The 22,255-nt window shown below is 70.9% G+C and carries 18 protein-coding genes; 13 read left to right on the forward strand and 5 right to left on the reverse strand.

The window, feature by feature from the left end:
* Positions 1 to 32 precede the first annotated feature (32 nt).
* The gene (locus LDL49_RS58180) at positions 33 to 5,942 is read left to right on the forward strand and encodes a WXG100-like domain-containing protein (RefSeq protein ID WP_225289518.1); all 5,910 of its coding nucleotides are present in this window, start codon (positions 33 to 35) and stop codon (positions 5,940 to 5,942) included.
* A gap of 1 nt (position 5,943) precedes the next feature.
* Positions 5,944 to 6,222: a hypothetical protein gene (locus tag LDL49_RS04120; protein ID WP_225289519.1), complete on the forward strand. Its 279-nt coding sequence runs from the start codon at positions 5,944 to 5,946 to the stop codon at positions 6,220 to 6,222.
* Here the strand turns inward: LDL49_RS04120 and LDL49_RS04125 are convergent.
* The gene (locus LDL49_RS04125) at positions 6,203 to 7,003 is read right to left on the reverse strand and encodes a type IV toxin-antitoxin system AbiEi family antitoxin (protein WP_225289520.1); all 801 of its coding nucleotides are present in this window, start codon (positions 7,001 to 7,003) and stop codon (positions 6,203 to 6,205) included. The genes LDL49_RS04120 and LDL49_RS04125 overlap by 20 nt on opposite strands.
* Positions 7,004 to 7,251: 248 nt before the next feature.
* Between LDL49_RS04125 and LDL49_RS04130 the strand changes: the two genes are divergently transcribed.
* A complete protein-coding gene (locus LDL49_RS04130; protein ID WP_225289521.1) occupies positions 7,252 to 7,521 on the forward strand; it encodes a hypothetical protein in 270 nt (89 codons plus the stop codon).
* A 111-nt stretch (positions 7,522 to 7,632) separates the two neighbouring features.
* Here LDL49_RS04130 and LDL49_RS04135 read toward each other — a convergent pair whose 3' ends face one another.
* From LDL49_RS04135 to manD, 4 genes are read right to left on the reverse strand one after another with little or no spacing between them, the layout of a single operon-like run.
* The gene (locus tag LDL49_RS04135; RefSeq protein WP_225289522.1) at positions 7,633 to 8,679 is read right to left on the reverse strand and encodes an L-idonate 5-dehydrogenase; all 1,047 of its coding nucleotides are present in this window, start codon (positions 8,677 to 8,679) and stop codon (positions 7,633 to 7,635) included.
* Complete coding sequence (locus tag LDL49_RS04140; RefSeq protein WP_225289523.1) at positions 8,676 to 10,073, reverse strand: MFS transporter; 1,398 nt, start codon at positions 10,071 to 10,073, stop codon at positions 8,676 to 8,678. Before LDL49_RS04140 ends, LDL49_RS04135 begins: the two co-directional genes overlap by 4 nt.
* A 13-nt stretch (positions 10,074 to 10,086) precedes the next feature.
* Positions 10,087 to 11,619 carry a mannitol dehydrogenase family protein gene (locus LDL49_RS04145; protein WP_225289524.1) on the reverse strand — a complete coding sequence of 511 codons (1,533 nt, stop codon included), beginning with the start codon at positions 11,617 to 11,619 and terminating at the stop codon, positions 10,087 to 10,089.
* Positions 11,616 to 12,824 (reverse strand): D-mannonate dehydratase ManD, encoded by a 1,209-nt coding sequence (manD, locus tag LDL49_RS04150; RefSeq protein WP_225289525.1) that lies wholly within the window; start codon positions 12,822 to 12,824, stop codon positions 11,616 to 11,618. The genes LDL49_RS04145 and manD overlap by 4 nt, the downstream gene beginning before the upstream one ends.
* Before the next feature lie 116 nt (positions 12,825 to 12,940).
* On the opposite strand from manD, the gene LDL49_RS58185 reads away from it, so the two are divergent.
* The 10 genes from LDL49_RS58185 to LDL49_RS04200 all read left to right on the forward strand — a co-directional run bounded on the left by LDL49_RS58185 (position 12,941) and on the right by LDL49_RS04200 (position 22,231).
* Positions 12,941 to 13,651: a GntR family transcriptional regulator gene (locus tag LDL49_RS58185; RefSeq protein ID WP_225289526.1), complete on the forward strand. Its 711-nt coding sequence runs from the start codon at positions 12,941 to 12,943 to the stop codon at positions 13,649 to 13,651.
* Positions 13,652 to 13,696: 45 nt separating this feature from the next.
* Positions 13,697 to 14,659, forward strand: coding sequence for a MerR family transcriptional regulator (locus LDL49_RS04160; RefSeq protein WP_225289527.1), 963 nt, complete (start codon positions 13,697 to 13,699; stop codon positions 14,657 to 14,659).
* A gap of 17 nt (positions 14,660 to 14,676) precedes the next feature.
* Positions 14,677 to 16,065, forward strand: a complete 1,389-nt coding sequence (locus LDL49_RS04165; protein WP_225289528.1) for an amino acid permease — start codon at positions 14,677 to 14,679, stop codon at positions 16,063 to 16,065.
* Between the two features lie 93 nt (positions 16,066 to 16,158).
* On the forward strand, positions 16,159 to 16,959 hold the full coding sequence (locus LDL49_RS58190; protein WP_225289529.1) for a PAS domain S-box protein: 801 nt from the start codon (positions 16,159 to 16,161) through the stop codon (positions 16,957 to 16,959).
* Positions 16,943 to 17,410: a hypothetical protein gene (locus tag LDL49_RS04175; RefSeq protein WP_225289530.1), complete on the forward strand. Its 468-nt coding sequence runs from the start codon at positions 16,943 to 16,945 to the stop codon at positions 17,408 to 17,410. Before LDL49_RS58190 ends, LDL49_RS04175 begins: the two co-directional genes overlap by 17 nt.
* 68 nt (positions 17,411 to 17,478) lie before the next feature.
* Positions 17,479 to 17,964, forward strand: coding sequence for a DinB family protein (locus tag LDL49_RS04180; protein WP_225289531.1), 486 nt, complete (start codon positions 17,479 to 17,481; stop codon positions 17,962 to 17,964).
* A 53-nt stretch (positions 17,965 to 18,017) separates the two neighbouring features.
* Complete coding sequence (locus LDL49_RS04185) at positions 18,018 to 19,013, forward strand: phosphotransferase enzyme family protein (protein ID WP_225289532.1); 996 nt, start codon at positions 18,018 to 18,020, stop codon at positions 19,011 to 19,013.
* A gap of 89 nt (positions 19,014 to 19,102) precedes the next feature.
* The gene (locus LDL49_RS04190) at positions 19,103 to 20,716 is read left to right on the forward strand and encodes a WXG100-like domain-containing protein (protein ID WP_225289533.1); all 1,614 of its coding nucleotides are present in this window, start codon (positions 19,103 to 19,105) and stop codon (positions 20,714 to 20,716) included.
* Entirely contained in the window at positions 20,713 to 22,032 is a 1,320-nt protein-coding gene (locus LDL49_RS04195) for a protein kinase family protein (protein WP_225289534.1), read from the forward strand. Before LDL49_RS04190 ends, LDL49_RS04195 begins: the two co-directional genes overlap by 4 nt.
* On the forward strand, positions 22,022 to 22,231 hold the full coding sequence (locus tag LDL49_RS04200; RefSeq protein ID WP_225289535.1) for a hypothetical protein: 210 nt from the start codon (positions 22,022 to 22,024) through the stop codon (positions 22,229 to 22,231). Before LDL49_RS04195 ends, LDL49_RS04200 begins: the two co-directional genes overlap by 11 nt.
* The last annotated feature ends 24 nt before the right edge of the window (positions 22,232 to 22,255 follow it).

Genomic DNA, 22,255 nt, shown 5'->3' on the forward strand with positions numbered 1-22,255 from the left:
GCCGTCCTGATCATGCTTGGAGAAGGGAAGGCGTGACCCGAAACGTCAGCACCCCGGTCACCAGCCCCCTGGCCGGGCAGGACGACACGATCGGCAGCGGCGGTTATGCCACGGACATCACGCCCGCGTGGGGGACGAGCCTGCCCGCGTGGTGCGACGCGCTGATCGCGCTGCTGTCCTCGGGACAGATGTGGCCGGAGGCCAGCGAGTCCGGCGAGGCGGCGCTGGCCGTCGCCTTCGAGGACTGGAGCCAGGCGGCGCTGGAGTTCGCGGCGGCCGGGGGCCCCGCGCGTGACCTGATCATGCAGGGGTACTTCGGCTCGGCCGCTGAGGAGTTCAAGAGGCAGGCCGACCAGCTGCTCGCGGAGGGGAAGGGCATCCCGGCCCTCGCCGCGCTGGCGCACGCGTACGCCCTCCAGCACGACAGCTACGCGCGTGAGACGCAATACGCCAAGTTACTGATCAACGCCGGATTCTGGATCACGGTCTCGTCCATCGCCATCTCCGCGTTCGCGACGGCGGCCAGCGCGGGCGTGTTGATGCCGCTGATCGGCAAGTTCGCCGGACGGTTGCGGACGTTCATGGACAAGGTGTTCACCTGGCTGGAACGGGTGGCGAAGGGCAGGTACGCCGGGTCGGCCGCCATCAAGCAGGCGCCGAAGCTGGCCGCGCTGGGCGGACGGCAGGCCGGCAAGGGGCTGCTGGCCAGGGCGGCGGCCAGCCACATGCTCAGGGAGATTCCCGAGGAGATCGGTGAGGGCTTCCTGATGGACTACGTCGCCCAGAGGGAGCAGCTGGATCGGGGCACCCGTACGCAGTGGGACGGGCAGAAGACCGCCTCCACCATCCTGGGCGACGCCTCGGGCGCGGTGCTCGCGTCGAAGGTGGCCGGGCCGGTGGCCGGGTTCGTCGGGCGGATGCCCGGGATCAGGTCGCTCAACGCCGCCGCCGGCGAGGCCCCCGGAGCGCTCAACGCCGTCATGCGCTTTCCCGGCCGGGCGCTGCAGACCGGCCTCACGAACGCGGTGATCTCCGCGCCGGTCGGCATGATCTCCAACGGCATCGTGTACGGCAAGTGGGACATGCCGACCGCGGAATCGCTGCTCGGCGGCGTCGTGGCGGGCGTGGGGCGGACGAACACGATCAGCCCGTTCAGCGTCGACGTCATGAGCGCGATCAGCCATCCGCGCCAGGCCCTCGACACGGCCGTCACCGCCGCCCTGGCCAGTGACACGGCCCGCATGGCCGCCACCGCCGCGGCTGCGGCCCCGGCGCCTCCGGACGTGCCTGCTGGTGGTGGGCCGGTCGAGACCAGGGGCTTCCCCGTCCAGGACGTCGCTTCTCGGGAACGTACGGATGCTCGGGGCGTACCGGACAGCAAGGCGCCGGCGTCCAGGACGGAGGCCGGCACGGCGAGGGCGGCGCAGCGGCCGGAACAGCCACACCAGCAGTCACAAGAGCAGGCGAACCAGCCCGACCGCCCACGACCGGCGGGTCCCACGGAGACGACCGAGCACGCGCAGGCAATAGATCGCGCTGAGGCGGCGGATCACCAAGAGGCGGCGGATCACCAAGAGGCGGCGGATCACCAAGAGGCGGCGGATCACCAAGAGGCGGCGGCTCACCAAGAGGCGGCGGATCACCAAGAGGCACCGAATCACCAAGAGGCAGCGGGACACGCGGAGGCGACGGGTCGCGCAGACGTGGCCGACCGTGCGGATGTCACGCAGGCGAGCCACCACGAGACGCCCCACGTCCCGCCGGACAGCGCCGCCGTCAACGGTGATCCCTCGTTCGACAAGGTGCGGGACAACCTCAGCTCCACCCAGACCGACACCGCCGGCAGGGCCGAGCCGGCAGCCGTGGTGCAGCCGGACACCCCGGGCGACAGCCCGCGTACCGCAGAGGACGCCCCCTCTCGGCGTCCGCAGGGGAGCACCGCCGATCCGGCGATGGGCGGCCGGAGCTTCTTTGACCTCCTAGCCGGCAAGGGCGATGTTCCGTCCGAACGCGCTGTCTCGCGGGAAGCGCCTGTAGACGACCCGGCCGAGGACCGAAGCGATGGGGTCGGCTCCAGCCGCAGCCCGACCGGCGACCGGAACGCGGACAGTGAGCCCCGGCAGTTCCTGGGGTTCTGGCGCGATCTGATGAGCCAGGTGCGGGCCGAAGCTCACCGGCGCGGGACGTCAGCGCTCGACGAGCTGCAGCAGTTCGCGCTCCAGCGTGCGATCGGCCGTATCTTCGCTGCCAATCCCGATGACTGGATGCTCAAGGGCGGTCAGGCGATGCTCTCCAGGAATCCGGGCGGGCGGGCGAGTACCGACATCGATCTCGTGCGCATGTCGGGGGACCCGGATCCGGACGCGATGGCCGATGAGTATGAGGCCGCGCTCGCCCGCGATCACGGTGACCAGCTCAGATTCGTGCGGGACTCCAAGACGTACATTCTGCACGGCAAGGCCGTCAGGATGGGGCACACGGTCTACTGCGGTGACATGGAGATCATGCGGCTCAGCGTCGACCTCGCCCCGCCGCGTACCCGTTCGGTGTGGAAGGAACCGGAGATCATCCCTTTCCCCCGGCAGATCCTCTCGACCGGGCACTCCGACGAGAGCCCGAACCTGCGGGTCATCTCCTACCACGACACGCTGGCGCACAAGGTGTCGGGCATCTACACGCATGGCATCAGAACGCTGGAGACGCGCTGCCACGACTGCGTCGCCCGGGGTAAGGGGCTGTTCAGCTGCAAGGCGGGCGACCTGCCGTACCGGTGCCAGGACCTGGTCGACATCTTGATGATCATCCTGGACTCCTCGTGGGACGGGCCGGCCACGCACGCGATGCTGCACGCGGAGTTCGCCTGGCGGCTGGAGCAGGGCGAGAACCTGAAGGTGCCGCCGGCCTTCGAGATTCCCAGCCCGGATTGGTTCCGGAAGTTCGACCAGTACGCCAGGACGACGCCCGGTCTGCCGTACACCGGGCTCACCGAGGCCATTCCGGTGGCGCAGGCGTTCCTCGATCCGCTGCTGGCAGACGAGGCGCCGCCGCCGAGCCGCTGGGACCCCGACCTCCGGCGTTGGGTGGGGACGGACGACGCGCCGGCTCCGGACGTTTCCGGTGACACGGTCGCCCCGGACGGCGCCGCGGACGTACGGCAGCTGGGGGTGCCCAGCACCGCTCCGGCGTCGGTGGTCCACGCGTCCGCGGACATGATCGCGATGTGGGATCGGCTGTCCGCGGGCGACCTCGACGCGGAGTTGTCGCGGCTCAAGCAGCGCACGGACCTGTCCCCCGCCGAGAAGATCGACTTCATCCGCGGCCGGATGATGTACGACAGCGCGTACGTCGAGCTGACCCGCGTGCCCGGCCCGGACAATGAGCACTTCAAGCACCTGCGCTTCTACGCCCACCAGCGCGGCGAGCTGTACAGTCACGCGGCGGCGCTGATGACCGATCCGGACACGACTGTCGAGATCGCCTACGAACCGGACCGCGGCTTCAAGACCTTCCAGTGGGACGCCCATCAGTCCCACCGGGCCTACCTGGGCGCCGTGCCGAGCGGCATCACGCTGGATGAGGCCAACGCCGCCGCGATGTACCGGATGGTCAAGGGACGCGGCGTCAACGGCACCGGCCCTGCGGCTCTGATCGACGATCTCATCGAGCTGCATGCCAAGCCGCTGCGGGACGCCCTGACCCTGCGGCAGCGGCTGATCGACGACTACGGCGTCGAACCGCACCGGGTCCGGCTGGCGTTCGCCAACACGAGTCAGAAGAGCCACTACAGCGAGTCGCAGTGGATGCGGGCTCAGCTCTTCGCGCTGCGGGCGATCCAGGCCGACCCGGTTTCGGCGCGGCAGCGCATGGTGAACGCGATGCTGGGGCCGGAGGAGATGACGGCGGCTCGGCGCACGGCGCGCGCCCAGGCGGTGGTCGACCGGCTCTCGCGGGCCAACGGGCAGGCCGGCCAGTACGCCCTGCTCTGGGTCCGCGACACCCGGGGCCAGCCGGTGGGCGGCAGGCACGGCCCGCACCTGGACACCCGGCCCGAGGTCCTGCGCCAGACGATCGAGGCGCTGCGCGCGCGGCACCCCGGGCGGCGTGTCGTCTTGCTCGGCGACGACGTCTTCGCGGGCCGTGCCGAGTTAGAAGAGGCCTGGCGCCAGGAAGGGGTGCTGGACGGGGTCGACACGGAGACGCTGGTGAAGTTCTGGACGGCCGGGCGCAACGACGGGCAGGCCCTGAGCTACGCTGAGCAGGGCCTGTTCTTCCATCAGCTGACGACCCAGCACGATGTGGTGCAGATCGGGATGGAGAGCGGGGCGCTGGAGATCCCGGCCATGCTCGGCATGCCCACCGTCTACTTCGAGGCCAGGGAGCACGACGGCAACAAGGGCAACCGCTGGCAGCTCTACTGGCAGGACTGGGCCTACGGCCACTTCGAGCAGGTCCTCGACGAGCAGCGCAATCCGCGCTTCGACTCGGGCGGGCGGCCCGTCACGAGGTTCGTCACGGCGCGGACCATCCAGGCTCCGCTTCCGGCGATGCGGCGGCTGCTGTTCGGGCCCGACCTGCCCGACCCGGCCAACCGCCGAGGCCAGCCCGTCGCCGTCTACTACCCGGCCCGGGTCGCGGTCACAGTGGACCGGATCAACCGGCTGGTGAGCAGCGGTGAGCTGGATCTGTGGCCGGACCGGCTGGGCCGCACTGCCACGCTCGACGGGGACCGCTGGACGTACTGGAGCGAGCAGGACTGGAAGCGAAGCGCGTACTACGCCGAGCAGCTGCGCCGATGGACGAGCGTGGACGCCAGGACGCCCGAGGAGGCCGGCCGCAAGTGGCACGGTATCCGGCTCGCCCTGCTGGGCGTGCTGGAGCCGCAGTTCACCGTCGATCAGGAGTACGAAGGCGGGTCCCTGGCGCATCCGTACACCGTGCTGCACCTCGATCGCTCCCGCCTCGACGTGGACGCCGTCCGGATCTCCCGGGCCTACGGCTTGGATCCGGGCGAACGCGCCGCCGCGGTCACGAACGCGATCAAGTCCCTGCTCGATTCGCCGGGCTTCGCCCGCCAGGCCCTTGAGGACCTGCGGCTCTTCCAGCTCGACCCGTCGGAGGTCCGTGACCTGGGGGAGGCGGTCGGCCGCGTGACGGCGCCGCAGGTGCGGCCGTACGCCGACCGGCTGGACGTCCCCATCGGGGACGGGCAGCCGACGCCGCGCCAGGTGCTCGACCGGTTCGACGCCCCTGCGGCGGTGAGCACGCGGGAAGCCGCCGCCTACATCGCGCGACACGCAGCCGCTCGGCCGTGGCTGGCCGCTGCGGCCCGCCTGGACCCCGCCGTCCAGCGCGTGATCGTCACCATCGACCAGGGGCAGGGTCATCATCTGGCCCGGCACGGGGCATTCGCCGCCGACGGCAGGCTCCATGGCCGCGTCGCCCGCCTCGAAGATCCGGCGCAGCTCGACGAGAACCTGCGGGCCCGCGCGACCGACGCGTTCCGGCCGGGGGACAGGGAGCACCGCTGCCCTGACACGGCCACGGCCATCCACGATCTCGTCGCCTTCGCCGTCGCCTTCGCGCGCAGCCTGGAGCACCCGGTCATGCGCGAAGCTCTCGCTACCCCGTTCGACCCCGACCGGCGCCCCGGCCGGGTGTCCTTGCCGATCGACGACCTGCTCGGCCCCGACGGTCATCTGTACTGTGCCGGATTCCGGATCGTGCCGGTCGACGGCAGCGCGGAGAAGGCCGTCGCGAACCGGTCGATCTGGGTCAGGGCGCGGCGCGCGGGCGAGGAGCCGGGCGTGCCGGAGCCGCAGGCCGCGCCCATGCGGAGCTTCGAGGCCGGCACCGTCGAGTTCTTCTTCCAGGTCAACCGGCAAAGGGACGGGTACGAGATCTCCACGATGTTCGTGGACCCGCCACCTGCGGGAGATGGGTGAGATGACGAATTCGACGCTGGTCCGCATCTGCGGCGTCCACTGCCATCCCGACGCCGACGAGGAAGCCTACGAGAGCCTGAAACGGCTGGCCGGACGGCCGGCAGACGCGGAGATGACCCGGTTCAAGGCGGAGCTGCGCCATGCTCTCGCCTTTCCCGAGCAGGCGCCCTCGCTGTACCGAACCGTGCGGTACAGCGACGGCAGCACGCAGTTGTTCCTGCGGCGCCTGTGGCGGGACCTGTATCCGGACGAACCGGTGCCTACCCGATCCGCCCGATGATCTCGGCGGCTATGTCCCAGCTCAACGTCTCATCCCCGGCCTCCGGAATCAGCCGCGCCACGCCGGGCTGGAGCTGAGCCACCCGGTCCGGGTGCGCCAGGGCGGCGTAGCTCCGCTGGTTGCGGGGGGACAAACCGGCCGGGGAGATGTCCGGGATGAAGTAGGCCACGAACTCCGCGCCGTCTTCCGGGAACTCGTGCCGTCGCGCCAGCGGCGCCAGGTCGGCGTGGATCTGACGCAGATCGACGAGATCCTTCAGCACGGCGTCCATCAGGACACGGCGCAGCTCGCCGTGCTCGGCCCAGCCGGCCGCGACATCGACGATCGTGCGACGAGGGGTCGTCACCGGAACCCCCTCGACCACGGCCACATCATCCGGCCTCAGAGACGCGCCATGGATTTTCGTTGCCCGGGGACCCTCGAACTCCTGCGGGGCGGTGAAGGTCACCAAAGGGCTCGGCTCGACTCCCAGCCCGTACAGGCGGCAGGCCGACTCGTGCGAGAGGACGGCGTCCTCATGGGGGGACTGCGACCTCTCCCAGCGGAAACTCTCGGGCATGATCGCCAGCCAGGCGGCCAGCGGATAGACGTAACGCGGTCCCAAGGACGCCCAAGCGAACTGATAGACCGACCAGTCCAGTTCGTACAGCAGCGCGCACTCGGCGAACCGGAGCAGCGCCTGCTTGTCGATCTCCATCCTGGCGACCTGCGCCTCCGTGATCAGCCCTCCTTGGCGCGCGGCGACGGCCGAAAGCGTGGCGAACTCAACTTCCCACATCATTCCTCCACCAAACATCCCGCGTGACAAAGAACCTAGCCGCCTCAGCCTCGGCCGGTGCTCATGACCATATCGGGCTACTGGCACCATCCGGCTGGAATCGAACGCCAGGACGCGCTACGGGGGTGGACCTGCAACGGAACCGGCGACTATTGGACGCCGGAGCGCATGCGTGACGCCGAGCCGCTGGTGGCGCCGGCGGAGGGCGCGGCCCCGGCGGAGCGTGTCGTTCCGAGGCCGCCGGGCCGCAGGTGGACCTCCCGGCCACGGTAGCCGCCCAGACCAACCGCTCGGTCCTTCCGTACGCTACGTCGGCCGCCAAGCAGCAAACCTGGAAGTCCGGCGGCCTCATCGTCAAGAAGGCGGGCAAGGTCTTCGGCACCGGCGCCGCCGGCAACGACTTCGTGGCCGCCGGCAACGTGGTGCGGAGCAAGGACGGCGACGTGGTCGTCACCGTGGGGCACGCGCTCGTCGACGACAAGGGCAAGTGGAGCAAGAACCTCGTCTTCGTCCCGGCCTAAAGAACGGCGCGGCTCCGTACGGCAAGTTCGCGGCGCGGACCATGTACATCTGGTCCGGATACATCAAGGACTCGGCCCACTATCCGCCGTTCGACTTCGGCATGCTGGTCGTCAACCCGGTGAAGGGCAAGAACATCCAAGCCGCAGCATCACCTTGCCGCTGCCGCTCGCGGGGTCGGCGGCGATGGCGAGCGCCTCGGCCGCCCGGTCGAGGTCGAAGCGGTGGCTGATGATCGGGGAGACGTCGAGGCCGTCCCGCATGGCGCGCAGGGCCTCGTCGATCTCGTCGGCGAAGCGGTAGGAGCCGATCCAGGTGATCTCCCTGGTCACCAGGTCGCCGAGGGCCGCGGAGGCGGCCGTGCCGGGCAGGCTGCCGACCTGGACGAGGGTGCCGCCACGGGCGGTCGCCCGCAGCACGGAGCCGAGCGCGGCCGGGCTGCCCGAGGCCTCGAAGACCAGCTCGACGTCCTCGGGGAGCGTCGCGTCCCCGCCGACGTCGACGGTCTCGTCCGCGCCCATGGCACGGGCGACGGCGAGCGAGGCCGTGGAGATGTCCGAGGCGATGACCGTGGCCGCCCCGAGGTGTTTCGCGGCGGCGACGACCAGCGAGCCGATCGAGCCGGAGCCGTTGACCAGCACGGTCCTTCCGCGCAGGTCCCCGGCCCGATGCACGGCGTGCATCGCCACGGCGAGGGGCTCGGCGAGGGCGCCGCGCTCGGTGTCCACGCCCTCGGGCAGCGGCCGGATCTGTGCCGCGCGGACCACCCGGTACTCGCTGAACCCGCCGTCCGTGTGCGGGTCGAAGGCGGCCGACCCGAAGTAGCGGACGCGGGGGTAGAGGTTCGTGCGGCCGGCGAGCCGGTCGGGCAGGCGGCCGTCACCGACCAGCTCGGCCGGGTGCACGGTGACGGGTTGCCCGACCGCCAGCCCGCTGACGCCCGCGCCGATCCCGGCGATCCGGCCGGCGACCTCGTGCCCGAGCACCAGAGGGTGCCTGAGCACGGCGGTCCCGGACGCGCCCTTCTTCCAGTACGAGATGTCGGAGCCGCAGATCCCGCCCCACTCCATGGCGAGCAGGACCTGCCCTTCCCCCGGCTCCGGATCGGGGCGCTCGTCGATCCGGAGATCGCCGGGACCGTGTACGACAGCCGACTTCATACCGCGTCCTCCAGCCGGACCAGGTCACGCCCGCGGGACTCGGGAGACAGGACCGCGGACAGCAGGGTGATGAGCGAGTAGACGACGAGCATCGCCGCGATGGGCCACCAGCTGCCGGTGACGGCGGTGAGGGTGGCCGCCACGACCGGGCCGATGGCGGTGGCCAGGATGCCGCCGATCTCTTTGGCCAGGGCGAGCTGGGTGAAGCGGGTCCGGGAGCCGAACAGCTCGGCCATCGTGACGCTCTCCAGCGAGAACAGGCTCAGGACGCCGACGTTCAGCCCCAGGATCATGCCCAGCATCAGGGCCGCCGTGCTGCCGGAGATGATCATCAGCATCATCGGGAAGGCGAAGGCGATGGTCAGCAGGGTGACCGCGATGTACATGGGCCGGCGGCCGAAGCGGTCGCCGAGCAGGCCGACCACCGGTACGGTGACGAAGCCCAGCAGCGAGCCGTAGACGATGGCGCTGGTCGGGATCGACCGGTCGACGAGCAGCGTGGCGGCGATGTAGCCGACGAGGAAGGTCTGGACCAGGCCCGAGTTGCCGGCCTGGCCGAACCGCAGGCCGAGCGCCAGGAAGAACGCCTTGCCCTTGCGCTGCCGGAGCCCGGCCTCGAGCACGCCCTTGTCCTTATCCTGAAGGTCCTTATCCTGGAAGGCGGCCTCCGCCTGCGTACGGGACATCGCGACGCCGTCCACGACGTCGGGGCGCTCCTCGAAGACCGGGCTCTCCTTGAGATTGCGGCGTACCCACACCGCGAAGACCATGAGCACGAAGCTCAGCAGGAACGGCACCCGCCAGCCCCACGTGAGCAGCTGGTCCTCACTGAGGACGGCGAGCAGGATCGCCCACAGGCCCGACGCCGCCAGCGTGCCGGTGTTGGTGCCGAGCGACACCAGCGAGGCGACCAGGCCGCGACGTCGCACAGGGGCGTACTCCGCGAGCATGACGGTGGCCCCGGCGATCTCGGCGCCGGCCCCGAAGCCCTGGATGAGCCGCAGGGCGACCAGCAGGATCGGGGCGAGGATGCCGATCACCGCGTAGGTCGGCAGTACGCCGATCAGCGTGGTCGAGGCGCCCATCAGCAGGATGGTGATGATGAGGACCTTCTTGCGGCCGATCCGGTCGCCCATCCGGCCGAAGTAGATGGCGCCGGCCAGTCGGGCGACGTAGCCGACGCCGTAGGTGGCCATGGCGGCGATCAGCCCGATGGCCGGGCTGACGTCGGGGAAGAAGATCTTGTTGAAGACGATGGCGGCCGCCAGCGAGTACAGCTGGAAGTCCATGAACTCCATCGCCGTGCCGAGCCAGCCGGACATGGCCGCCCTGACGAGGTCGCGGGTCGTTCTGGTCACGGCGCCCGCGGGCTCCATGTGCGTGCTGTCTTTCATCGTGAACTCCGGGTCAGATTTCGACGTGGCCGGCCCGCAGGGCGGGCAGCCGGGCGGCGGTTCCGGCGACGAGTGCGCCGTCATCCGCCAGGTCCGCCGCGCCGAGCACGTGAAGCAGGCGGCGGATGGTGTCTTCGTGGTCGGCCGCCTCGTGCCAGCAGGCCGCCAGCGTCGCGGCGGCGGGGTCCGTCGTGCCGAACAACTGGCCACCGCCGGCGGGATCGGTCGTGCCGAACGGCCGGCCGGTGGGATCTGTCGCGCCGGCCGGCTGGTCGCCGTCGGCGGGGCGGGTGGCGTTCGCCCAGGCGGCGAGCGCCAGTTCGAGCGCCGGGGTGCGGGCGCGGGCGGCGCGCAGCGAGCGCAGGGCGCCGAACCAGCGTTCCGGGATCTTCCGGGAGCCGTCGGAGCCGATCTGCCGGAGCAGGTGCCGAATCCTGGGGTTGCGGAACCGTTTGACCAGGTCGTCAGTGTAGGCGACCGGGTCGGGACCACCAGCGGGCAGCGTCGGCGCGACCTCCGCGCTCAGCGCCCGGACCAGCCGCTCACCCCAGCCGGTCTCCAGGACGTCGGCGATCGTCGCGCAGCCGGCCGCCGCGCCGAGATGGGCCAGGGCCGAGTGGGACCCGTTGAGCAACCGCAGCTTGGTGAGCTGGTACGGCACGACGTCGGGGACGAACAGGGCGCCGTCGAGCTCCCATGACGGCCGTGGGCCGGCGAAGGAGTCCTCCAGGACCCACTGCCGGTACGGCTCGCCGACCACCGGCACGTCGTCCCACACACCGAGCGCGGCGCGGGCCGCCTCCCGGTCCGCGTCGGTCGTCGCCGGCACGATGCGGTCGACGATCGTCGCGGGGAAGGCCACCGACGTCGCCATCCAGTCGAGGACGGCCTGCCGGTCCGGCCACGACGAGGCTTCGACGAAGCCGCGTACCACCGTGCCGAGCGCGGCGCCGTTGGCGGCCATGTTGTCGCAGGACACGACGCTGATCGGGGCGCCACCGGCGCGCAGCCGCGCGGCGAGCCCCGCGGCGAGCCGGCCGACGACCGTGGTGATGTCGGCGGTCCGCGCCGCCGCGAGGTCCGCCGCGATCTCCGGGGCGCCGGTGTCGAGCCCGCCGGTACCGGGGCGGCGGTAGTGGCCCGCCTCGGTGATCGTCAGGGTCAGCACCGTGACGCCGGGGTCGGCGAGCAGCTCGTCGACCCGCCCGGCGTCCTGGCGCATCGCCAGGGCGCCGACGATGGAGCCGATCGCGCGGGTGGTGGTGGCTGCGGGGTGGCGCTCGGTCACCGAGTACAGGCAGTCCTGAACGCGCATCGCCTTGACCACCCGCGTCGAGCGTGGGGCCACAGCGACGATCCCCCAGGGCTCGCCGCTACGGGCCGCCGCGTTCTCGGTGTAGACCGCCTGGTGAGCCCGGTGGAACGCGCCGAGGCCGAAGTGGACGACCTTCGGGCGCAGCTCCCGGGGATCGACGGCCGGGCGCAGGTCGGGAGCGATCCGGTCGAGTGTGGCGAGGCTCAGCGAGGGCAGGATCGAGGTCTTCACCAGTCATGCACCGAGCCGTCGAGGCGCCGCGCGACGGGCAGGTAGCGAGCCTCATAGGGGAAGCGCGCGGCCTCCTTCTCGTCGTACTCGACGCCGAGACCGGGCTCCTCCGACGGGTTGAGCATGCCGTCGGCCAGCGTCACCCCGCCGCGGAAGACCTCCGCGGCCTCGTCGGGGTGGCCCATGTACTCCTGGATGCCGAAGTTCGGCACCGAGAGGTCGACGTGCACCGCGGCGGCCAGGGTGATCGGTGAGAGGTCCGTCGCCCCGTGCGAACCGGTGCGGACCTGGTAGAGCGCGGCCAGGTCGAAGATCCGGCGCAGGTGTGTGATCCCGCCGGCGTGGACGACGGTGGTGCGCACGTAGTCGATGAGCTGCTCGGTGATCAGGTGCTGGACGTCCCAGATCGAGGTCAGCGCCTCCCCGACCGCGATGGGCGTCGTCGTGTGCTGACGGATGAGCCGGAACGACTCCTGGTTCTCCGCCGGTGTCGGGTCCTCCATCCAGAACAGCCGGCAGTCCTCCACCCGCTTGCCGAAGCGGGCCGCCTCGATCGGCGTGAGCCGGTGGTGGATGTCGTGCAGAAGGTGGAAGCCGAAGCCGAAGCGGTCGCGGACGGCTTCGAGGTAGGTCGGCGCGAACCCGAGATAAGCCTCGGTGTCCCAGGGCTGCTCGTCGGGCCGCGAGCTCGCGGCCGGCGCGTGCACCGTGCCCGAGCGGTGCCCGTACGGGCCGCCGCAGTCCGGGGCGGCGGCCTGGGCGCGGACGGCCTTGTAGCCGAGATCGAGGAACCGCTCGACGTCGTCGAGCAGGGAGGGGACGTCCACGCCGCTGGCGTGCGAGTAGACCATGACGCCCTCACGGGAGCGCCCGCCGAGCAGCTGGTAGACCGGCAGATCGGCGACCTTGCCCTTGATGTCCCACAGGGCCGTGTCCACGGCGGAGATGGCCGTCATCGTGACCGGGCCGCGGCGCCAGTACGCGCCACGGTAGAGGTACTGCCACATGTCCTCGATCCGCGCCGGATCCTTGCCGATCAGCAGCGGGACGAGGTGCTCCTGCAAGTAGCTCGCGACGGCCAGCTCGCGGCCGTTCAGCGTGGCGTCGCCGAGGCCGGTCACACCGTCCGAGGTCGTGATGCGCAAGGTGACGAAGGTCCGCCCCGGGGAGGCGACGAAAACCTCGGCACGCTCGATCTTGCTCACAAATGCCACTCCTTCGGACGATCTCCGACATCCTGTAGTCGAGCAGTATTGATATACAAGCAGCTGTCGCACAGATGCGCAATACTAGTTGTGCGATGACCGGGTAGGGTGAGCGTGTGGCCGGATCGAACCAGCGGCGGACCAGCCGTCGCACTGTTTACGAGGCCCTGCGCCGCAAGGTCCTGACCCTCGAGCTCCCGCCGGGCACGGCCCTGTCGGAGAACGAGCTCGCGGCCTCGCTGAAGGTGAGTCGCACGCCGGTCCGGGAGAGCCTGATCCTGCTGTCCGAGGAGGGCCTGGTCCAGATCTTCCCCCAGGTCGGCTCGTTCGTCTCCCGCGTCGACCCGGCCAGGGTGGCCGACGCGCAGTTCCTGCGTGAGGCCGTGGAGATGGCCTCACTCGACGACCTGCCCGCCGAGCTCGACACCGACCTGGTCGAAGAGCTGCGGCAGAACCTCAGGGACCAGCAGCGGCCGGGCCTCGACATCGAGGGGTTCTTCGCGCTCGACGAGGCCTTCCACCAGGGCCTGTTGCGGCTGAGCGGGCATGGCAGCGCCTGGACGACCGTGGCCCTGGCCAAGGGGCATCTGGACCGCGCGCGCCGGCTCGGCCTCCATGAGACCTCCTCGGCGAGCTTCGCCGCCCAGCACGTCGAGATCCTCGACGCGGTCGTCCGCGGCGACGTCACGCTGGCCCGCACGGCCATGCGCACCCACCTCAGGGCGGTCTTCAACGACGTCGAACGCATCCGGGAGCACTCGCCGGAACTGTTCGCCACGGACTCCGGCTCGGCGCCGGTCCGCCGCAACGTCGTCGTCTGGGAGTAGTGGCGGGCTTGAGTCTCCATTAAGGGGAGGCGCGAGGGTGAAGGCATGGACGGCGACACGCTCTACTCGATCGGCGAACTGGCACGGCGGACCGGCCTGACGGTCAAGACCATCCGGTTCTACTCCGACCGCGGGATCGTGCCGCCGACCGACCGAAGCCCGGCCGGCTACCGCCGCTACGGCGTCGACGCCCTCGCCCGCCTCGAACTGGTGCGGACGCTGCGCGACCTGGGGCTGGACCTGCCCACGATCCGGAAGGTCGTGGACCGTGAGGTCTCGCTCGCCGAGGTCGCCGCGGCGCACGCCGACGCGCTGGCGGTGCAGATCCGCACGCTGCGGCTGCGGCGCGCGGTGCTGACGGCGGTGGCCAGGCGCGGATCCACACCTGAGGAGACGGATCTCATGCACAAGCTGGCCAAGCTCTCCGAGGACGAACGCCGCCGACTGATCGGCGACTTCCTCGACACCGCCTTCGGCGGCCACCCCGAGTTCGCGGGGATCATGCGCTCGATGGCCCCCGAACTGCCCGACAATCCCGAGCCCGAGCAGGTCGAGGCGTGGGTGGAGCTGGCCGAGCTCTCCCAGGACCCGGATTTCCGGGCCGTCGTGCGGCGCATGGCCGAGCAGTACGCGGCCGAGCGGGCCCAGGGCGACACCACGGTCCTGCGCCGCGACTCCGCCGCGCTGGTCCGCGACGCGGCGGGCCCGGCCCTGGCGGCCGGCATCGACCCGGCCTCGCCGCGGGCCGAGGCGGTCGTGGCGGCGGTCACGGCCCGATACGCGCACGTCTTCGACTGTCCCGACGACGACGAGCTCCGGCGCCGCCTGCTGGTACGGCTGGAGAGCGTCAACGACCCGCGCTGGGAGCGCTACCTCCGGCTGCTCGCGGTGATCAACGGCTGGCCCGCCCCGGAGAGCCTGGCGCCGGCGCTCGACTGGTTCATCCGCGCCCTGCGTGCCGGCGGCACGCATAGTGCCAGCTCAGAGGGGAAAGAGGGACGCAAGTAGCCATTGATGGGGGCGTCATGGTCGCGTCGCAGGGTGTCTTCAGGCGCAAACCGGTGGAGCAGATCGCCACCGAGCACGAGGGGGAGCTGTCCAGGTCACTCGGCCTGTGGCAGCTCACCGCCATCGGCGTGGGCGGCATCATCGGCGCGGGCATCTTCGCCCTGGCCGGCGCGGTCGCCAACCAGACGGCGGGGCCGGCCGTGCTGGTGTCCTTCCTCATCGCGGGCGTGGCCAGCGCCGCCGCCGCGTTCTCCTACGCCGAGTTCGCGGGCATGATCCCGAAGTCGGGCTCCGCCTACACCTACGGGTACGCCGTCCTGGGAGAGATCGTCGGCTGGTTCATCGGCTGGGACCTGCTGCTGGAGTACACCGCCATCGTCGCGGTCGTGGCCATCGGCATCTCGGGCTACTTCGGCTTCCTCGTCCAGCAGCTCGGCTTCACGCTGCCCGCGTGGATGCTCGGCGCGCCCGGCACCGGCGCCGGGCACGTGGTGGACCTGTTCGCGGTGTTGTTGTGCCTGCTCATCGCGTACCTGCTGAACCTCGGCATCCGCGCCGCCGCCAGGTTCGAGACGTGGGTGGTGGCCATCAAGATCGCCGTCGTGCTGCTGGTGATCGTGGTCGGCTTCTTCTACATCAAGCCCGCCAACTACACGCCGTTCTTCCCGTTCGGGGTCGGTGGCGCGATCACCGGCGCCGCCACCGTGTTCTTCGCGGTGTTCGGCTACGACGCGATGAGCACCGCGGCCGAGGAGTCGCGGGACGCCCAGCGGCACATGCCGAAGGCGATCATCTACTCGCTCACCATCTCCATGATCCTGTACGTGCTGGCCACGCTCGTGCTCACCGGCATGCAGAACTACCGCGACATCGACCCGGAGAGCGGCTTCGCCACGGCGTTCGCCTCCGTCGGGCTGTCCGGGCTGGCCTCGCTGATCGCGGCCGGCGCCGTGGTGGGCATCCTCACGGTCATGTTCACGTTCATGCTCGGCGTGACCCGGGTCTGGTTCTCGATGAGCCGCGACGGGCTGCTGCCGCAGTGGTTCGCCAAGCTGCACCCGGTACGCCGGGTGCCCACCCGGGTCACGTGGATCGTGGGGGTCGCGTCGGGGGTGATCGCCGGGTTCCTGCCCATCCGGGAGGCCGCCGAGCTGACGAACATCGGGATCCTGCTGGCGTTCGTGGTCGTGTGCGTGGCGGTGATCGTGCTCCGCTACCGGCAGCCCGAGCTGCACCGCACGTTCCGCACACCGGGAATGCCGGTGGTGCCGGCCCTCGGGGCACTCTTCTCGATCTGGCTGATCACGTTCCTGGATCCGCTGACGTGGCTGCGGTTCGCCGTCTGGTTCGTGCTCGGGCTGATCATCTACTTCAGCTACAGCCGCCGGCACTCCCAGCTGGCCTGACGCTCCCTGGATCAGCTGCCCGAGGGATGAGGCCGCGCGGGTGGCGTGTGGGTAACCCCTCGATCGCTAACTATGTGCATTAATCTAGCCACCGTGAGTAACAGAGCCGCTGTCGGCGCCCCCCGCCTTCGCCGTACGATCGCCCGCGTTCTGCGCCGCATCGGGCGGCGCGGCGCCTCCCTGGGGTTCATCGGTCTGCTGAGCATGGCCATCGCCGCGTCCCTCGCGTTCGTGCCGGCCGACCAGCGGGTCGCCCCCGGCTACGCCATGCTGGCCTCCATCGCCCCTTTGGCCGTCTGGGCGCTGGTCTGGTGCGCCACCGGCGCTCTGTGCCTGGTGCAGATGTTCATGCGCTCGGACCGGATGGCCTTCGCCGCGGCCACCGCGCTGCTCATGATGTACGGCCTGGTCTACCTGCTCTCGACGTTCACCGGCGTCAACCCGCGGGGGTGGGTCGGGGGCGCGGTCTGGTTGGCCTTCGGCGGCTGGATCGCGCTGATCGCCACCTGGCCCGAGGCGGTGGTGGTGAGTCGCTTTCCGGGTGGCCGGGCCGACGCGGCGGCCGTCATCGTCGCCGACGGCGCCGGAGTCATCCAATCGTGGAACCCCCAGGCCGCGACCCTGTTCGGCTGGACCATCGACGAGGCGGTCGGCCGGTCGCTGACCATCCTGATGCCGCACCGCTTCCGCGGCCAGCACGCCGCCGGCCTGGCCCGGGTCGGCTCCACCGGCCGCTCCGACCTGGCCGGGCGGGACATCCCGCTGGTCGGCCTGCACCGCGACGGCAGCGAATTCGCCATCGCCCTGACCGTCAACGCCTGGCACGGCGATGAAGGCGTCACCTATACCGGCGTGGTGCGGCCAGTCGGAGGCGGCAGTGTCCAACCTGAGTAACATCCTCATCCAGCTCTCCGTCGGCATCGTCCCGCTCGGCGTGGCCTATCTCGCCTTCCGCGCGGCCACCGACGCCAACAAGAAGACGCAGCAGACGGCGCTGATGCAGGCCGAACGGCACGCCGAGCTCGAACGCTCCAAGGTGGACGCCGACGCCTTCGTCCGCGCCAAAACGATCTACGAAGACGCGTTGACCCAGATGGAGAAGCAGGTGGCCCGCTTGCAGGGCCAGGCCGCCCAGGTCAGCTCCGACCTGGCCAGCGAGCAGACCGGTGCGGCCGCGATGCGCGAGCAGATCCGCCAGTTCCAGGCCCAGATCCGCGCCCTCGAACGTACCGTGATCGCGCTGCGCGCCCAGCTCATCGCGGCGGGACTCTCTCCGGTGGCCGTCTCCGAGACCACCGGCCCGTTCATGATCGGACATCCGCCGCGCCCCCGAACGGCGGAATGAGGCGGTCTGTCAGCACTTCGCGGGCGGACGCTAAGATCGGCGCCACCTCGAACGGTGGAGGACCGATCATGACCAAGGAGACGGAGACGCTCCTCGCGTCCCTGAACAGCCAGCGTGAGCACGTGCTCGGGATACTGGACGGCCTTCCGGCGGACGCGCTGCGGCGGCCGGTGCTGCCGTCGGGGTGGACGTGCCTGGGACTCGTCCGCCACCTCGCCCTCGACGTCGAGCGGTTCTGGTTCCGCGCCGTCGTGGCCGGCGAATCGGTCGAGCTCGAAAGCGGGGACGCCGCCTGGCAGGTCGCCCCCGACGAGCCGGTCGAGACCGTGCTGGACTTGTACCGGCGGGAGATCGAGCTGGCGAACGCCGTCATCGCCGCCACTCCACTCGACGCCGAACCGGCCTGGTGGCCCGGCGAGCTCTTCGGTGACTCGCCGCCCCGGGATCTGCTCACGGTCATCCTGCATGTGATCACCGAGACGGCGTGTCATGCCGGGCACCTCGACGCGGCACGCGAGCTGACCGATGGCCGAACCTGGCTCGTCCTGACGTAGCCCGGCCCGTCACTCGGTACGGAGTTCGTCCGGGCGTATGGTGACGCACGATCATGGTCGCTAACCTGGCGGGCATGAAGGACCGGCCGGCGGGAGTTGGCGAGTGGGCGTTGCGGGATGCCCTGGAGAAGTGGGGGATCGGGGTCGTCTCGCTGGAGTACGCGCCGGTCGGCTTCGGGGACTACCACTGGATCGCGGCTGACGCGGGCGGGCCGCGGTGGTTCGTCACGGTCGCGGACCTGACGCAGAAAGGCCCGGCCGGGGGCGGGGAGAGCGCGCTACGCCGGGCCATGGACACCGCCGTCGCCCTGCGTGCGCAGGGGCTCGACTTCGTCGTCGCGCCTTTGGCGGCCGCTGGAGGTGAGTCGCTTCAGCTGCTCGGGCCCCGATACGCGGTGAGTGTATTTCCGCTGGTGAGCGGTCGTCCCGGGGAGTTCGGCGACCGCCTGGTGGCCGGGGAGCGCCGGAAGATCGTGGAGATGCTCGCCGAGTTGCACCGTACGACGCCGCCGCCGTCGACCCCCGTCCGGCCGTTGCGCGTTCCGATGCGGGATCGGCTGGAGGAGGCCATCGAGGCGTCGGGCGGGGTCTGGCGGGGTGGGCCCTACGCGGAGCCTGCCCGCGCTCTGGTGGCCGGCTGCGCCGGAAAGCTACGGGAGCGGCTGGCGGAGTTCGATCGGCGGGTCGATGAGGCGAGCGGCGCGGACCTCGTGGTGACCCACGGCGAGCCGCATCCCGGCAACGTGGTGATGGCCGAGGGCGGCCCGGTGCTGGTGGATTGGGACACGGTGGGGCTGGCACCGCCCGAGCGTGATCTGTGGCTGGTCGCCGACGGGCCGGATGACCTGGCGCGTTACGCCGACCTCACCGGGCGGCGGCCCGACCCGGCGGTCATGGAGCTCTTCCGCCTGCGCTGGGCCATCGAGGACGTGGCCCTCTACGTCGAGGATCTGCGCTCGCCCCATGAGCTGAGCGCCGACACCCGGGCGGCGTGGGAGGCCCTCACCGGCACCGTGCGCGAGCTGACAGATTCGGCGCCAAAGAGCTGACATCTTCCTGCAAGGTGCGGAAAATCCCGGCATAGTGGGAGAGATCTTGGTGTGCCGGAGAAAGAAGAGGATCCCAAGGGCTGGGTTCCATGTGGCTTGACGGGATGGAGATCCCCGGGTGGCTGCGGCCGTGGGTCGGCTGGGTGGTGGGCTCGGACTGGCCGCAGGCCGACGAGCGGGCGCTGTTCCGGATGGCCGACGCGCTGGTGCGGGCCGCGCGGCGGATCGTGGCCACGGCCGACGGGTCTGGGCAGTGGCTGACCCGCGGGGTGCAAGGGGAGTGGGACGGCGACGCGCTCAAGGCGTTCGTGAAACGGGCGGGGGAGGTCGTCGGGGGGCGGCAGGCCGATCTGGTGAAGCAGCTGGTCACCATGGCCATCGGGCTGAACGACCTGGGTGTGCAGGTGCAGTACACCAAGCGGATGATCAAGCTGACCGTGCTGCTGTTCATGGTGCAGATGCTGTGGCTGGCGTGGGCGCTGCTGCATCCCGCCGGCCGGCTGACGGTGCGGGGGCTGTTCAAGGTACGGGCGCAGGCGGCGCGGTGGATGGTCCGGCAGTTCGGGCAGCGCCTGGCGGTCAACGTGGCCTGCTTCGGGCTCCTGATGGGCGCCATGGACCTGTACGTCCAGGGGACCCAGTCGCGGCGCGACGCCATCGACTGGAAGCAGGTCGGCACGTCGGCGGGGATGGGGGCGCTGAACGGCGGGTTGCTGACGGGGCTGGCGTGGGCGCTCCCGACGCGGTCGTTGTGGATGTTGATGGGGCATTCGGGGGTGGCGTCCGCCGGCGCGACGGTGGCGGGTGCGCTGCTGAGCGGCCGGCCGGTCAGTTTGAAGGTGGTGGCCCAGGCGTTCACCTCGGGTGTGGTCAGTGTCGCGGACGGTCATCTGGCGAGCTGGAGTCCGCACGGGCCTCGCGCCGACGGTGGCGGGGCGGCCCGGCCCGATGCTGAGAAGCCGGCGCCGACCAGGGGTGAGGGTCCGAGGCCGCAGGAGCCGGCGGCCGTCCCTGATGGCCCTGTCCCTGATGGGTCCAGACCGCGCGTGGCGCGGGGTGCGGACGCGCGGCACACCGACCTCGCCCATGTACGGGAGGGCTCCCACGGCCGCAGCATCGACCAGCTGATCAACCGGGGCGGAGACGCCCACGTGCTTCAAGCGTCCCAGGAGACGGCCCGGCCACACCCGGAAGCCGCGCCTGCCCCCGCTCCCCGGCCGATCGCCGACGCTCTGATGCACCACTTCGGCCGGAACGGCGACGGGCAGACCGGGCAGAGCGGCCAGAACGGTGGCGGCCGGAACGGTGGCGAACCGAACGGTGGCGATCCGAACGGCCAGAACCGCGTCGGACGGGAAACCGAGACGGCGGCCACCGTCTACCGGAGGGTCGACTTCCCGGTCAGGGACATGCAGCCGGGCGCCGAGTTCACGCTGCCCGACATGGTGCTCAACACGCGGTCCTACACCGCGGACCACCTCGCCCCCACGGAGATCGTCACCTACTCCAGAACGGGCCGGGACCTCGCGACGGCCAGGTGGCCCAGGCGCCGGGCACCAGGATGCGGGTCCTCGGCGCGCACGAGGGCGCCTACATCGCGCCGGACGGCCAGGCCGGGACCAGGCTCTACCTGGTCGAGGTCGGACACGAACCGTTACCCGTACAGCCGGCGCCGCACCTCGAACCGCGGCACGCGGAGATGATCGGCCGCTTCAGGGAGGAGGTCGCGGCGGGCGTGTGGTACCGCGACCCGGGGTCCATGTCGATGCCCACCGCCGATCCGCGACTGCTGCGTCCCACCTCCGGCATCATCGACGTCGGCGTCGCCGCGGACGGCACCCACTTCCTCATCGGCGAGCACCGGCTGACCGCCGGCGATCTCGGCACCATGCTCGTGCACGACCCCCGGCTGGTCGACGCGCCCGACGCGGCCCTGCGGGTGCTCGGCTGCGGGACCGCCGCCAACCGCGGCCTGCTGCAGGAGCTGGCCGACGTGACCGGCCGCGACGTGATCGCGGGCGACAGGTACGTCTACATCGGCGCCGACCGGCAGGCGCACACCGCGAACATCCAGGGCTACACGGCCGACGGCCGCCCGATGCTCCCCCACCGGGGTGACGGCGCCTGGCACATCGCCGTGCCGGAGGCCAGGGTCGAACGGCCGGCGATGGCCGCCGAGGTGAGGCCGCCGGGGGAGGGCGTACCGGCGGCTCCCGAGGCGCTGCGCGCGGCGATCGACGCGGAGGAGGCGACCTACGTCCCCATCCGAGGGGGATCGGATGGGAAAGTCGACATCATCACGCTGGACGACGTGCCGCAGGCCATCAGGAAGGAGATGCACGGCCGGGCGGAGCGCCCGGCGCGCATCGAGGTGGTGGTCTCCCAGGTGGGGCAGGCGATCGGGGCCAACGTGGCCCGCGCCATGCTCGACCCCTACGCCAAGGGCGCCGTGCTCGCCGACTTCATCGACGCCTCGGGCGCCCATGAGGTGGCGCACATCCTGTCCGGCTTCAAGGGCAGGCGGGACGCGATCCTCATCGGCCTGCTCGACGTGCTGACGGCGAACTCGGACCGGGCCGCCCGCAACCTGATGGTGACCGACGACGGCCGGTTCTTCGCCATCGACCACGCGCGGTCGTTCGACGGCGACCGGATCACCATCCACCGGGACCAGCCGTTCGCCTCGAACTTCGTCGGGCGGCGGCCCGACGGCCTGTTCGGCTGGGTCGACAACCCGCTCACCAGACAGGACGTCGACCTCATCACCGAACGCCTGCAGGCGCTGCGGCCCGAGTTCGAACGGCACGGCCTGCACGCCGAGTACGAGGTCATGATGGACCGCCTCTACCAGGTGGCGGACCACGCGACAGGGGACACCCCGCTCATCGCCGTCGACGCCGGCCCCGCCGCCCGGCTGGGGCACCACTTCGGCTGGGGCTTCGACGCCTTCCAGAGGCCTACGACGAGGCCGTCCACCGCGGGTGGAGCTGGAGTTCAGCGACCATCTCGTGGCGGCTGAGGTGATCTCCCCGATCCTGCGCGACAGCCCGGAGACGTGGGCGAACCTGGCGACGGTCGCCGACATCATCCGATCCCATGGAGGCGAGATCACCACGTCCACCGGCGGCCACATCCACGTCGGGGTCGACCGCACGCCGCAGCAGCCGCTCAAACAGGACGGCACGCCGTACGCCTACGAGCTGGTGCACGGATGGTGACGCAGCTACAGCGACGACCCGGCC

Source organism: Nonomuraea aurantiaca, assembly GCF_020215705.1.
Lineage (GTDB): Bacteria > Actinomycetota > Actinomycetes > Streptosporangiales > Streptosporangiaceae > Nonomuraea > Nonomuraea aurantiaca.

Bases quoted from the DNA above. Each gene is read 5' to 3' on its own strand.
- LDL49_RS04120 (WP_225289519.1), top strand. From the start codon at position 5,944: ATGACGAATTCGACGCTGGTCCGCATCTGCGGCGTCCACTGCCATCCC.
- LDL49_RS04125 (WP_225289520.1), bottom strand. From the start codon at position 7,003: ATGATGTGGGAAGTTGAGTTCGCCACGCTTTCGGCCGTCGCCGCGCGC.
- LDL49_RS04135 (WP_225289522.1), bottom strand. From the start codon at position 8,679: ATGAAGTCGGCTGTCGTACACGGTCCCGGCGATCTCCGGATCGACGAG.
- LDL49_RS04140 (WP_225289523.1), bottom strand. From the start codon at position 10,073: ATGAAAGACAGCACGCACATGGAGCCCGCGGGCGCCGTGACCAGAACG.
- LDL49_RS04160 (WP_225289527.1), top strand. From the start codon at position 13,697: ATGGACGGCGACACGCTCTACTCGATCGGCGAACTGGCACGGCGGACC.
- LDL49_RS04165 (WP_225289528.1), top strand. From the start codon at position 14,677: ATGGTCGCGTCGCAGGGTGTCTTCAGGCGCAAACCGGTGGAGCAGATC.
- LDL49_RS04180 (WP_225289531.1), top strand. From the start codon at position 17,479: ATGACCAAGGAGACGGAGACGCTCCTCGCGTCCCTGAACAGCCAGCGT.
- LDL49_RS04185 (WP_225289532.1), top strand. From the start codon at position 18,018: ATGGTCGCTAACCTGGCGGGCATGAAGGACCGGCCGGCGGGAGTTGGC.
- LDL49_RS04190 (WP_225289533.1), top strand. From the start codon at position 19,103: ATGTGGCTTGACGGGATGGAGATCCCCGGGTGGCTGCGGCCGTGGGTC.
- LDL49_RS04195 (WP_225289534.1), top strand. From the start codon at position 20,713: ATGATCGGCCGCTTCAGGGAGGAGGTCGCGGCGGGCGTGTGGTACCGC.